Source organism: Duganella sp. 1224, assembly GCF_013408245.1.
In the GTDB taxonomy this organism is placed as follows: domain Bacteria; phylum Pseudomonadota; class Gammaproteobacteria; order Burkholderiales; family Burkholderiaceae_D; genus Rugamonas.
Genome location: NZ_JACBYS010000012.1, coordinates 13222 through 25911, shown reverse-complemented (window position 1 = coordinate 25911; position 12690 = coordinate 13222). Strand labels below are relative to the sequence as shown.

General features: G+C 66.1%; 11 protein-coding genes. 7 read left to right on the top strand and 4 right to left on the bottom strand.

The window, feature by feature from the left end; translation table 11 throughout:
- Window positions 1-46: 46 nt before the first annotated feature.
- From FHW58_RS26700 to FHW58_RS26690, 3 genes are all read left to right on the top strand, one after another.
- Complete coding sequence (locus FHW58_RS26700) at window positions 47-1057, top strand: hypothetical protein (protein ID WP_179676229.1); 1011 nt, start codon at window positions 47-49, stop codon at window positions 1055-1057.
- A complete protein-coding gene (locus tag FHW58_RS26695) occupies window positions 1054-1470 on the top strand; it encodes a hypothetical protein (protein ID WP_179676228.1) in 417 nt (138 codons plus the stop codon). Before FHW58_RS26700 ends, FHW58_RS26695 begins: the two co-directional genes overlap by 4 nt.
- A 157-nt stretch (window positions 1471-1627) precedes the next feature.
- On the top strand, window positions 1628-2257 hold the full coding sequence (locus tag FHW58_RS26690; protein ID WP_179676227.1) for a hypothetical protein: 630 nt from the start codon (window positions 1628-1630) through the stop codon (window positions 2255-2257).
- 53 nt (window positions 2258-2310) lie between these two features.
- On the opposite strand, the gene pepN is transcribed toward FHW58_RS26690, so the two are convergent.
- The 3 genes from pepN to FHW58_RS26675 form a co-directional block, all read right to left on the bottom strand.
- On the bottom strand, window positions 2311-4929 hold the full coding sequence (pepN, locus tag FHW58_RS26685; RefSeq protein WP_179676226.1) for an aminopeptidase N: 2619 nt from the start codon (window positions 4927-4929) through the stop codon (window positions 2311-2313).
- 51 nt (window positions 4930-4980) lie between these two features.
- Window positions 4981-7038, bottom strand: a complete 2058-nt coding sequence (locus FHW58_RS26680) for a S9 family peptidase (RefSeq protein WP_179676225.1) — start codon at window positions 7036-7038, stop codon at window positions 4981-4983.
- A 138-nt stretch (window positions 7039-7176) separates the two neighbouring features.
- A complete protein-coding gene (locus tag FHW58_RS26675) occupies window positions 7177-7428 on the bottom strand; it encodes a hypothetical protein (protein ID WP_179676224.1) in 252 nt (83 codons plus the stop codon).
- A gap of 98 nt (window positions 7429-7526) precedes the next feature.
- Between FHW58_RS26675 and FHW58_RS26670 the strand changes: the two genes are divergently transcribed.
- The 4 genes from FHW58_RS26670 to FHW58_RS26655 all read left to right on the top strand — a co-directional run bounded on the left by FHW58_RS26670 (window position 7527) and on the right by FHW58_RS26655 (window position 9902).
- Window positions 7527-8105: a TetR/AcrR family transcriptional regulator gene (locus tag FHW58_RS26670; RefSeq protein WP_179676223.1), complete on the top strand. Its 579-nt coding sequence runs from the start codon at window positions 7527-7529 to the stop codon at window positions 8103-8105.
- A 70-nt stretch (window positions 8106-8175) separates the two neighbouring features.
- Window positions 8176-8883 carry an SDR family oxidoreductase gene (locus FHW58_RS26665; protein WP_179676222.1) on the top strand — a complete coding sequence of 236 codons (708 nt, stop codon included), beginning with the start codon at window positions 8176-8178 and terminating at the stop codon, window positions 8881-8883.
- A 66-nt stretch (window positions 8884-8949) separates the two neighbouring features.
- On the top strand, window positions 8950-9099 hold the full coding sequence (locus FHW58_RS26660) for a hypothetical protein (RefSeq protein WP_179676221.1): 150 nt from the start codon (window positions 8950-8952) through the stop codon (window positions 9097-9099).
- 239 nt (window positions 9100-9338) lie between these two features.
- Complete coding sequence (locus tag FHW58_RS26655; protein WP_179676220.1) at window positions 9339-9902, top strand: hypothetical protein; 564 nt, start codon at window positions 9339-9341, stop codon at window positions 9900-9902.
- Here the strand turns inward: FHW58_RS26655 and FHW58_RS26650 are convergent.
- Window positions 9899-12679: a TonB-dependent receptor gene (locus tag FHW58_RS26650; RefSeq protein ID WP_179676219.1), complete on the bottom strand. Its 2781-nt coding sequence runs from the start codon at window positions 12677-12679 to the stop codon at window positions 9899-9901. The genes FHW58_RS26655 and FHW58_RS26650 overlap by 4 nt on opposite strands.
- Window positions 12680-12690 lie beyond the last annotated feature (11 nt).

Below are 12690 nucleotides of genomic sequence, written 5' to 3'. Positions count from 1 at the left end.
CGCCAGCGGTGCGACATTGCCGGCCGCAATGCTTTACGCTGGCCCCATGCGTTCACTGACTTTTCTGCTCGCCTGCTTGCTGGCCGGCACCGCCGCCGCCCAGACCGCCGCGCCCAGCGTCACGGTCGCCGCCACCCGCGACCCGGTCGACAAGTCCTACCGCAAAATGCTGGCCGGCATGGACATCTTCGCGCGCCACCACGCGCTGGCGCCGCAAGCCACGCTGCGCTTCCAGCTGCTGCCGCGCCTGCCCAGCACGCAGCTGGACGGCATCAGCCTGCGCGTCGCCGGCGACACCGTCTCGCTGCCGGTGCCGGTGGCCGCCGACCACAGCTTCACGCTGGAGCGCAACGCCCAGGCGGCAAAAGAGGACGCCGCCCTGATCGCCAGCCGCAAGACCAGCACCCTGACCTGGCGCGCCCAGGTGCGCAGCCCCAACGTGCCCGAGGGCACGCGCCGCCTTGGCGACCTGCGCCTGGAATGCCTGGTCGGCGTCGAAGCCGGCCTGCTCTCCAACAACGCCCAGATTTTCGCCTGGCTGGGCGAACTGTTCACCAGCCCCGACCGCGTGTGCAACAGCCCCGAAGGCAACTACCTGTTCTTCGCAGAACGCCCGGTCTTCGCCATCACCCTGCGCGACGGCAACCGCAGCGCCACCCTGCCGCTGCGCGCCCTGTACGCCGGCGGCACGCAAACGCCGGCCACGCTTCCCTACTGCGATTGCCAGGTACTGCTCGACCGCAGCTACTACGCGCCGATCTGGGACCGTGGCTGGTCCGACGACACCCTGCTGACCTTCGACGACATGGACAGCCCGCCCGGCCCCGCCGACACCGCGCTGGCCGACGATTACCGCACCGCCGACCAGATGCGCGCCCGCCTCGGCCCGGCGCAAACCATCAGCTTCGACAGCGGCTACCAGATCTGGCGTTACACTTACCCACCAGCGCGCAACGGCGAGCAGCCGGCCGAATTCACCATCCTGTTCGGGCCGGACGGCGTGGCGCGCAAAGCCCGCCTGCGCGAACCCATGCCAACCAGCGAGAGCCAACCATGACCACACTGTCACACACCCTGCGCCTGGCCGCCGCCAGCCTGCTACTTCTCACCGCCTGCGCCGGCGCGCGCCAGACCACGCCGATGCCGGACAATTCCAGCGCCGGCCTGTGGCAGCAAATCCAGGCAGCCAACAGCAACCTCGCTTGCGACAGCGACAGCCAGTGCCACACCATCGGCACCGGCGCCAAGGCGTGTGGCGGCCCGGAAAACTATATCGCCTGGTCCAGCAAAAACGACAACGGCGCCAAGCTCAAGTCGCTGGTCGAACTGCATTCGGCCGCGCGCCGCGCCGACAACAACAGCCAGGGCATGATGTCCACCTGCATCGCCATCAGCGATCCCGGCGCCACCTGCCGCGCCGGCACCTGCGTCCTCAACACGCAAGACGTCGCCCCGCCGCCGGCAAAATAATTCCGGCTCTATACACACAGGGGGCGTGTATCGCGTCCCCGTGTGGATTTCCTTCTGCTTTCGCTTCTATTTCCTTCTATTTTTTTCTATTTTCTTCTGCCCCGAACTTTGCAGAAAATTACAGATCTAAATAGAAGAAAATAGAAGGAGAAATAGAATGAAATCCACAATGTCCCTGCAGGTCGACACGGACACCCTGCTCCGCCTGATTACCCAACTACAGCGGCGGGGCGGTACACAAGACCTGTCGCCCGCCATCAACAGCGCCATCGAGCTTTGGCTGCGCGAACAAACCAGGCTGGCCAAGGGCTGCGACCCGGCAAACATCCGCGGCTACCAGTGGAAATCGCTGTTCCTGCCAGAGGGCACCGAGCTACGCTCCTGGAGCTACGGCGACCACAACTACGCCCGCGTTGTCGGCGACGACATCCTCCACAAAGGACGGCCGACCACCCCCAACCAATTCGCCCAATCATTTGCCCGCACCACGCGCAACGCCTGGACCGATCTCAGCATCAAACGCCCTGAAGACCAACACTTCAAAAAAGCCTGCCTGCTGCGCGCCGAAATAAAGCGGCAACCGCCCGGCGTGGCTGGCGCCGCGGCGGCACTCTGCGACACATCCGCGGCCGCCCTGCTGACCGCATTGCAGACGCAGTTGCTGGCCCGGCCGGCCGCCGCGCCGGAGCCGCCGCCGCGCCCACGCGACACCACGCCCGGCCAAGGCTGGGATCTGCCGGAGCGGCGCAAGCTGCGCTTCCGCATCGAAGACGTCGCATTTGAATAAAAAAAAAGCCAGCCCAAAACGGGCTGGCTTTAAAGCGCGGCGGCAACAAAGGCTTAATGCGCCGTCATCGCCTTCTTGATGGCCACGCAGCGCGCGTCTTCCTGGCGCGTGACCAGCAAGGCGCGGCGGGTACCGGTCGACAGATCGGTCAATTTGGCAATCGCCGCATCCAGGCGCTGCACGCTGGCCGGCGTGCAGGCTGCCGGGATCATCGACGCCGCGTACGCGCGCATGTACACCGGCCCCGCCGCCTTGTCCACCGCCCCCAGCGTGTCCAGGCGCTGCTGCGCCGTCAGCTCGCCCAGCGCGCGCTGCTCGGGCGGATACATGCTGCCCATCGCCGTGCGCACCTTGGAAAACGGCAGCTTGGTCTGCAGATCGGCAATCGTCGCCGCCCATTCCGCCTTGACCTTGGCATCCGGACGTATCACCATCGCCGCGATCGCCGCCTGCTGGCCGCTGTCCGACTTGTCCTGCGCCTGTTCAGCAGCGAGCAGCGCCTCCGTGCCCGGGTACGCAAAGCGGTTCAGGCGGCGCAGAATCGTCCAGCGCACATCCTGCGACACATTCAGGCCCGGCACCACCAGCTTGCCGTTCAGGATATCCGCCAGCTGCTTCAGCGCGGCCGGGCTGGACGCCAGGCTCACATACGTCGAGAACCAGCGGCGCTGGAAGTTCTTGTCGCTGGCCGCGCTGGCCGCCTTGAAGCTCATCTGCTCCAGCTGCGCCGTCACCTGCTTCCGGTAAGCCGAATCGCCCATCAGATTCAGGTAGCCGACCGACGCCTGCACCTTCTCCAGGATGTCGCCCAGCAGCGTGTAATCCTGCTCCTGCGGCGCATTGGCCAGCACCGTCGTCAGGTAAGCGTTCAGCGGCAGCTGCGCGTCGCGCACGCCATCCCACAGGCTTTGCCACAGCATGGAGCGCAGCAGCGGATCGTCCACCTTGCGCAGGCTCGATTGCGCCGTCGCGAACGACTTCTTATCCAGCTGCACCTTGGCGAAGCCCCAGTCCTGGTAGTTCGGATACACCAGATCCGGGCAGGCCGCGCCCTTCAGCTCCGGCACCACCGTGGCCGCGCCCTTGTAGGTGATGGCGACGTTTTTGTCCAGCGTCAGGCCATCCTTGCCCAGCTTGAACAGCCCCACCTGCACGCGCTGCTCGCGCAGCGTCGGCAGCTCCTTGCTCGCCGTCTGGCGCAGCGTGAACGACGACACCTTGCCGCCGGCGCAGCTGAACTCGGCGGCGATGGTGTTCACGCCCGGCTCGTACAGCCACTCCCTGGTCCAGCCGCTCAGATCGCGGTTGGCCGCTTCCGCCAGGCTGCCGATGAAGTTATCCAGCGTCGCATTCTGGTACTGGTACTTGACCAGGTAGTTATGCACGCCCTTGCGGAACACCTCCTCGCCCAGCAGGTGGCGCAACTGCTTCAGCGTCGACGCGCCCTTCGAGTAGGTAATCGCGTCGATATTGTCGAACGCGTTGGCGGTCGACGGCACCGGCGTTTCGATCGCGTGCGTGGTCACGCGCTGGTCCTGCACATAGGCCGCCTGCTTGCCGCCCGAGTAGAAGCTTTGCCAGGCGTTGGCGAACTCGGTGGCCTCGGCGGTCGCCAGCGTGCCCATGAAGGACGCGAAGCTCTCGTTCAGCCACAGGCCGTTCCACCACTTCATCGTCACCAGGTCGCCAAACCACTGGTGCGCCATCTCGTGGTTGATGACGCCGGCCAGCGATTCCTTCTGCGCCGTGGTCATCTCCTCCTTGTGCAGGAAGCGGCCCTCGGCGAAGGTGATGGCGGCGGCGTTCTCCATCGCGCCGTACAGGAAGTCCGGCACCAGCAGCTGGTCGTACTTCTCGAACTGGTAAGGGATGCCGAAGTACTGGTCGAAGAACGCCAGCCCGGCCTTGGTGTACTTGAACCAGTCCTGCGGCGACACCTGCGACGCCACCGACTGGCGCGCGAACAGGCGCATCGGATACTTGCCGCTGTTGTCCTCCCACACCTTGTACGGGCCGGCGTGCATCGAGAAGTTATACGGGCTCAGTTTCTTTGAGCGCGGGAAGGTCCACAGCTTGCCGCCGTCGACGTCCTTGACGCTGGTCTCGCGCGTGGTGGACGACACCACCCAGTCGGCCGGCGTGGATACCGTCACCTGGTAGGTGCCCTTCAGGTCCGGCTGATCGAACACCGGGAACATCTGGTGCGCGGCAGCCGGCTCGAAATGCGAGTAGGTGTAGACGCGACCATCGACCGGGTCCACCATGCGGTGCAGGCCCTCGCCGTTGGTGCTGTGCAAACGGCTGTAGACGATGGTGACGGTGTTGCGGCCGGCCACCAGGTCGGCCGGCGCCAGCGTGATGAACCACTGGTTGTACTGCGGCGTGACAGCCTTGCCGTTGACGGTCAGGCTGGCGATGGTGGCCTTGTCCAGATCGATGGTCAGCGGCTGCGCCGCGTCTTTCAGGTCGAAGCTCAGCGTGGTGGTGCCGCTGAAGCTTTCCTTGCCGGTCAGGGTGAAGGCCAGCGTGTAATCGACATTGCTGACGCGCGCCGAACGGGCGGCGGCATCGGCCTGCGACAGGTAAGCGTTTTCAGCGCGCGGCGCCGCGTCGGCGGCGCAGGCGCCGCCAACAGCCAGCGCCACGGCGGCGGCGATCAGATACTTTTTCATTGAATCTCCCGAATGTGGAAACACCCGCGCAGCGCGGGCGCATAACTGGTCTTAGTTTTTCTTGATGTAGGTGTCGAGCCAGTCGATCACCGTGTGATGCCACAGCACCGAGTTGGCCGGCTTCAGCACCCAGTGGTTCTCGTCCGGGAAGAACAGGAACTTGCTCGGAATGCCGCGACGCTGCAGCGCGGTGAACGCGCCGATGCCCTGCGCGGTCGGAATGCGGAAGTCCAGGTCGCCCTGCACCACCAGCATCGGCGTCTTCCAGTTCTTCACCTTCAGCGCCGGGTTGAACTTCTCGTGCTGCTCCGGCACGTCGTAGTACGGACCGCCGTTTTCCCACTCGGTGAACCAGATTTCCTCGGTCGAATACGCCATGCCGCGCGCATCGAACACGCCGTCGTGGTTGACTATGCACTTGAAGCCATCCGGCCAGTTACCCTGGATCCAGTTCATCATGAAGCCGCCGTAGGACGCGCCCAGCGCGCAGCTGTTGTCGCGGTCCAGCCACGGGAACTTCTGCACCGCCGCCGCCAGGCCCTTCTGCAGGTCCTCCAGCGGCTTGCCGCCCCAGTCGCCGCTGATCGAGTCGGTGAACTTCTGTCCATAGCCGGTCGAACCGTGGAAGTCGATGAACACCGTGGCATAGCCGGCGCCCGCGTACACCTGCGGATTCCAGCGATAGCTCCACGAGTTGCCGAAGCTGCCCTGCGGACCGCCGTGCACCAGGAAGGCGATCGGGTATTTCTGGCCCGGCTGCGCGTTCCACGGCTTCATCACGTGGCCGTACACCGTGTCGCCATTGGCGCCGGTGAACGAGAACTGCTCGTACTCGCCAAACTTGACGTCGGCCAGCGCGGCCTCGTTCAGGTGCGTCAGCTGCTCGGCTTTCTCGCCCGAGCCGCCCAGCTTGAACTTGAACAGCTGCGCGCCCGAGGTCAGGTGCGCCTGCGCCATCACGATGGTGTCCCGGGCCACGTCGAAGCCGGCCACATAACCCTTGCCGGTCAGCGCCGTCACCTTGCCGCTGGCGGCGTCGATCGCGAACAGGCGGTGCTGGCCGATGTCGTCGGCGCTGGCCAGGATGGCCTTGCTGTCCGGCGTCCAGCGGTAGTCGGCAATCGAGCGGTCCCAATGGTCGGCCACGGTGCGTTTCTTGCCGGTGGCGACGTCGACCAGCACCAGGTGGAAGCGGTCGGCCTCAAAGGTCGGCTTGGTCATCGCCACGTAGGCCAGCGTCTTGCCGTCCGGCGAGTAGATCGCCTTGGTGTCCCAGGCCGGGTTGTCCGCGGTCAGATTGGTCGGCGTGCCGCCGGCGGCCGGCACCGTGTAGACATCGAAGTTGGTCGACCACGCCTCGGTGCGGCCGGCGATGCGGGCCGAGAAGGCCACGGTCTTGCCGTCCGGGCTGAAGTGGTATTCGTCATGGTCGCCGAACGGCTTGGACGGCACATCGCCGTCCAGCATGCCGCTCAGGCTGACCGGCTGCGCGCTGACCTTGCCGCTGGCGTCGATCGGCGCCGAGTACAGCACATTGTTGCGGCCATCGGCCCAGGTGTCCCAGTGGCGCACGAACAGCTTGTCGTACACCTTGCCGCTGGCCTTGACCTTGGCCTGCTCGTCCAGGCGTTTCCTGGTGCACGCCAGGTCGGCGCAATCGCGGAACACGGCCATGCTGAAGAGCAGGCGGTCGCCCTGCGGCGACAGGCGGAAGTTATCGACGTCCAGCGGCAGGTCGGTCACCTTGCTGGCCTCGCCGCCGGTCAGCGGCAGGCGCCACACCTGCGACGAACCGGAGCGGCCCGACAGGAAATAAATCGCCTCGCCGTTCGGCGCCCATTCCGGATCCGAACTGCTGGCGGCGGCCTGGGTCAGGCGCACCGGCGCCGCCTGCGGATGGCGCAGGTCCAGCAGGTACAGCTGGGTATTGCCACGGTTCTTATCCAGATCGGTGGTGCGCACGGTGTACACCACGCGCGTCGCATCCGGCGACAGCACCGGGTTGCCGACCCGCTCCATCTTGACCAGGTCTTCTACCGTGAAACCGCGCGGCGCGGCCAGCGCGCTGGAGGCCATGGCGGCGCCCAGCAACAGCAAGGGGAATCTCATTCGAACTCTCCGATGTTATAAGAAATATACCGGCTTGTGGCCGGGCATCGGGAATCATACCAAGAGCGCCGCCCGCCGCGACATATCGGCAGGAAATTGTTACTTTACGCTACTTAAACGCTGGCGTGGCGGTGGCGCTTAGCGGTTCTGGCCGGTCGGCATGGTGAAACGGCGCTGGTCCAGCAATTGCTCGGCATTGGCGTTCTGCACGTCCGGATTGGACGAGCAATCGCGGCGCTTGATCGAGCTGCCGGTCGGCGCGTCGTCGTAATTGCCCTTGCACTTGACTGCCGCCGTGGTCGGCGCGGCCGGATCAGCCGCCACCTCGGGTTGGGACGCGCACGCCGCCAACAGGACCGCACACAGACCGCTCAACAGAACTGCTTTCATTGCTTCTCCACCGAAAAAAGTCACAGACGCCAATATACTATCAGTTTCATAGAAAAAAAGCGCTTGATCTTTTTGAGACGACCAGTCATATTACACACATGGCTAAAGCAAACGTCAAAGAGCAAATCCTCACCACCAGCGTCGACCTGCTGCACAGCAAAGGCTTCAACGCCACCAGCGTGCAAGACATCACCGACGCTGCCGGGGTGCCGAAAGGCTCGTTCTACAACCACTTCCCCAGCAAGGAAGCGCTGGGGATGGAAGTCTTGCAGCGTTACGTGGCGGCCATCGGCGACATCGCCGCCGTGCTGCACGACCGCAGCCTGGCGCCGCTGGCGCGGCTGCAGCAGTTTTTCGAGCGCATGATCGCCGGCAACGCCGCCAACGACTACCACTGCGGCTGCCTGCTGGGCAATTTCAGCACCGAATTGTCCAACCAGATCCCGGCCATGCGCGAGGCCATGCGGCAGGCGTTTGCCGGTTCCAGCGCGGCGCTGGAAGCGGTCATCGCCGAAGGCCAGCGCGACGGCAGCATCGGCAACCGGCTGCCGGCCGCCGACCTGGCCGCCTTCCTCAACGACGCCTGGCAAGGCGCCGTGCTGCGGGCCAAGGCCGAGCAAAGCCGCGCCCCGCTCGACCGTTACACCCGCATGGTAGTGCGCAGCATCCTGACGTAAATTTTTTTTCGCCCATTTTTAAGACGACCGGTCATATTAAAGACCAACCACCCTCCAGAAAGGAAACATCATGAACCTCAAAGACGCAGTAGTGCTCGTTACCGGCGCCAACCGTGGCCTCGGCAAGGCGCTGGCCGCCGCCGCCGTCCAGGCCGGCGCGCGCAAGGTCTACGCCGCCGCCCGCAAGCCGGAAACGGTGGACATCGCCGGCGCCACGCCGCTCAAGCTGGACGTCACCAACGCCGCCGACATCGCCGCCGCGGTGCGCGCCATCCCCGACCTGACGCTGCTGGTCAACAACGCCGGCATCCACGTGGTGGGTGGCGTGATCCGCCCGGACGCGGTGGACGCCGCCCGCGCCGAGCTGGAAGCCAACTTCTTCGGCCCGCTGGCCCTGAGCAACGCCTTCGCCCCGGTGCTGGGCCGCAACGGCGGCGGCGCCATCATCAACATCCTGTCCGCGCTGAGCTGGGCCAGCTTCCCCAGCACCGGCACCTACAGCGCCTCGAAGGCTGCCGCGTGGGCGCTGACCAATGGCCTGCGCGGCGAGCTGGCCGGCCAGAACACGCAGGTGGTGGCCGCCCACATGGGCTACATGGACACCGACATGACCGCCAACGTCGACGCCCCCAAATCGGCGCCCGCCGACATCGCCCACGCCATCTACGCCGGCCTGCAGGCTGGCGACGACGAAGTGCTGGCCGACGAGGTCTCGAAACAAGTGCGCGCCAGCTTCGCCGCCCCGCGCGCCTTCTACCTCGGCGCCCCGCGCGGCTAAAACTCCGGGGTCAGGTCCGCCATTTCTACACGGCCTCAACCGCAGAGCGGTTGAGGCCGTGTAGAAATGGCGGACCTGACCCCGGATGGCGTGCGGATGGCGCCGGATGGCGCGCTGCAGCATTGCGCTTGCGGGCGGATCTGGCCGCCAGCGATAGAAATTATTTTTGACGCCCGCAAGAAATTGCGTATTTTCGCGCGCCGAAACCGGGCATAATTTGTCACTCAGCCAGGTGCACAGCGCGCGTTCTCCGCCGGCTTGACGTGCGCGCAATTCGTTTTCCCCGCCGGTAATGCTTCGCTTTGTATTGCCTCACAAGCAGTTGTGAACAATTGTAAATCGGCGTTGTATGAGCCCGTTGATCGCGCTAAGGTAGCAGCTTGAACCTCGGGCGTGTCGGCTCCTCTGCGACGACCTCCGCGCAGCCGACGTCATACGGAAATACGGGAAACGCTATGCTTACTGCCACCTATGTCTTGTTGACACTGTCTATCGAGCAAAAAAAAGAACGTCACTTCATCTCGCGCCTGCTGCAATACGTGCAGGCGAGCGCGCGCCGGCCGCAGGAAATCGATCCGGTGTTCCTCGAATCACAACTCCAGCAGCTGACCAGCTTTGCCGAGGCGCGCCACCAGCGCAAGGTGGAAGCCTGCCTGATGCCGGCGGTGCGCGCGGCCGAGCCCAGCAGCACGCCGCTGCTGAACGACCTCGAATGCCTGAGCCGGCGCGGCAGCGCCATGCTCAACGCCGTCTACCGCTGCCTGCGCCGCGCCATGCGCCGCAGCGCCTCGCACGGCAAGTTCCTGTGCAAGACGGTCGACCTGTATTGCCAGAACCTGCTCAAGCGCCTCGACAAGGAGGAGCAGGAACTGCTGCCGCTGGCGCAGAAAGTCATCTCCAGCGAAGAATGGTTTGAAATCGGCAGCAAGTTCCTGGCGCAGGACGACGACCACGCCGCCTCGCGCCCGGAACTGCGGCCGGTGCGCAGCCGCATCTACCCGGGCGCCGCCACCGCCTAGCGGAAGGCGTAGCTGGCGTTGACGTAGACGAAGCGCCCGCGCGGGTCGTAGGTGCTGACGTCATAGCCATACTGGAACTGCGCGGCGATCGGCACAAACGTCTGCGGCTGGCGGTCGAACAGATTGCGCACGCCCAGCGTCAGCGTGGTGTTCTTCAGCCCGCGCCACGCCAGGTTGGCGTCATAGGTCGCCTCGGCCCCCATGAACACCCGCTGGTTGAGCAGGTTGTGCGCCGCCTCGTAGCGCGCCCGGTAGTTCTGGATCAGCGTGGTGGCCAGCGCGCCCTGCGTCCAGGTCGCGCTCAGCGTGTGCTTCCAGCGCAGCACCACGCCGCCGGCGTCGGCGCCGATCACCGCCGTGCCCTTGCCGTCCACCAGCGTGCCCACCTTGTGCGACACCACGCCGCCCGGGCTGGTCTGGTCGAACTTGTCCATGTAGGTGCCGTTCAGCGCCAGCTCCAGCTTGCCGGGCCCGAACGCCTGGCGGCCGGTGATGAACACGTCCGCGCCCTGCACCGTGGCGTTGCCGGTGTTGGCCAGCACCGTCTTCACCAGGTCGATGTCGTTGCCGTTCAGGACCACCAGGCCGGCATACGCCGGATCGCCGGCGCGGAAGCGCGACACCACCTCCTGCGCCGACGGCGTCGCCAGGATGTCGCTGACCTTGATGCGGAACCAGTCCACGCCGGCGTTCAGCCAGCTGGCCGGCGACCACACCACGCCCAGCGACGCCTGGCGCGACTCTTCCGGCTTCAGCTTGGGATTGCCGCCGGTGAGGCCATTCACCTGCAATGAACTCTGGCCGGTCTGCGGATCGCTGAAGGCCACCGTGGTGCCCAGCACCTGCGGCGTCCACAGGTCGTCCAGCGTCGGCGCGCGGAAGCCGCTGCCCACCGAGCCGCGCAGCAGCAGGCTGCGCAGCGGCTGCCAGCGCAGGCTGGCCTTGTAGTTGGTCGACGTGCCGACGTCGTTGTAATGGTCGTTGCGCAACGCCACATTGGCCTCCAGCGTCGACAGCAGCGGCGCGTTGATCTCGCCGAACACCGAGCGGATGGTGCGGCTGCGATCGACCGCCGCCAGCGCGCCGCCGGCGCCGCCGACGTCGCCGCTCAGGATCGCCGCGCTGGGCGTCACCTTGTAGGTCTCGTGGCGCGCCTGCGCGCCCGCCGCGTACTGCACCGCGCGGCCATCGATGGTGAACAGGTCGCCGGTGAGCTTGCTGTCGACCAGATCACTGTCCGACCAGGCATCGATGGTCTTGCCGGTGTACTGGGCGGCCTTCAGCTTGTCGGCCAGCGCGCCGGTCTGCACGCCGCCCGGCGCCCACGGATTCCAGTTGTTGGCCGGGTCGTTGATGATCTTGGCGTACTCCACCTGCAGGAAATAGCCGGACGGCAGCGCGCCGGACACCTTGCTGCGGTTGGCGGTAAACGCCACCTCGTAATCCTGGCCCCACACCGTGCCGCGCGCGCCGCCGACCACGCGCGACTGCGTCGCCACGTCGCGCGACTGGCGCGGGCCAAAGTCGAACACGCGGCTGGTGATCGCCAGCGGCTGGCCGATGATGGACGTGAAGCCCTGCCTGGTCAGATACGGCACCACCAGCGACTGGTACACCGGATTGCTCGGATACAGGATCAGCGACGGATCGACCTGCTGCTGCGTGAACGCGCTGTCCACCACCAGGAAGCTGCGCCGCACCGGGCTGGTCTGGATGGTGTTGGTCACCACGCTGCGCGACAGCAGCGCGTCGGCGAACAGCTGGTGCGCGTCGTTGACCTTGTACGCCAGGTTGCCGGTCAGGTTGCCCAGCTCGCGCGCCGGGATCAGGTTGGTGGCCGACGCGCTGTCGTAGGCGCAGTACGGCGCGCCCTTGCTGCTCAAGGTCGGATTCCGGAACATCTGGATCTCCGCGCACTGGCCCTGCGCCGCCAGCGGATTGCCGTAGCCGGTGGCCGGCGAGGCGCCAAAGCCGGCGCCGCGGTCGTTCGGATACGCGCCCGGGACCACCACGCCCTCGATATTGCCCTGCCCGGTGGCGCCGGACACATAATACGGCGCGTTGTTGCCCGACTGCGCGTAATCGCGGTCGCGCCCGAACAGCGCCTTCTCCTTCTCCCACGACGCCGACAACACCGCGCTGTAACCATCGCGCTCCAGGTTGCCCAGGCCGCCGGTGAGCGACGCCTTGTGGTTCTGCGCGCCGCCATGCGTGGTCGGCGAACCGCTGCCGGCGCCCAGCTCCAGCCCCTCGAAGCTCTTCGACAGGATGAAGTTGACCACGCCCGCCACCGCGTCGCTGCCGTAGACGCCGGACGCGCCATCCTTCAGCACCTCGATGCGCTCGATGGCCGCCAGCGGGATCACATTGACGTTGACCGCCGCGCCGCCGCCGCCGGCGAAGGCCGCCAGCCGCCGGCCATTGACCAGCACCAGCGTGCGCTCCGCGCCCAGGCCGCGCAGCGAAATCGCCGACAGCCCGAAGGTGCCGCTGGACGCCCCCGCCGCGTTCGACGTCGCCCCCGCCGACGACAGCGCCGCGATCGACGCCAGCAGGCTCTCGGTGCTGGTGGCGCCGATGCGCTGGATATCCTGCTTGCTGATCATCTGCACCGGCAGCGCGGTCTCCGAATCGGCGCGCTTGACCGACGACCCGGTCACCTCCACCCGATGCATCTTGTCGCCGTCCTCCTGCGCCAGCGCCGGCGCCACCAGCGCCGCCAGCCCGCCGGCAAACATCACGCGCAACGCCTGCGCCAATACGGTTTCCTTCATCATGCCTACTCCCT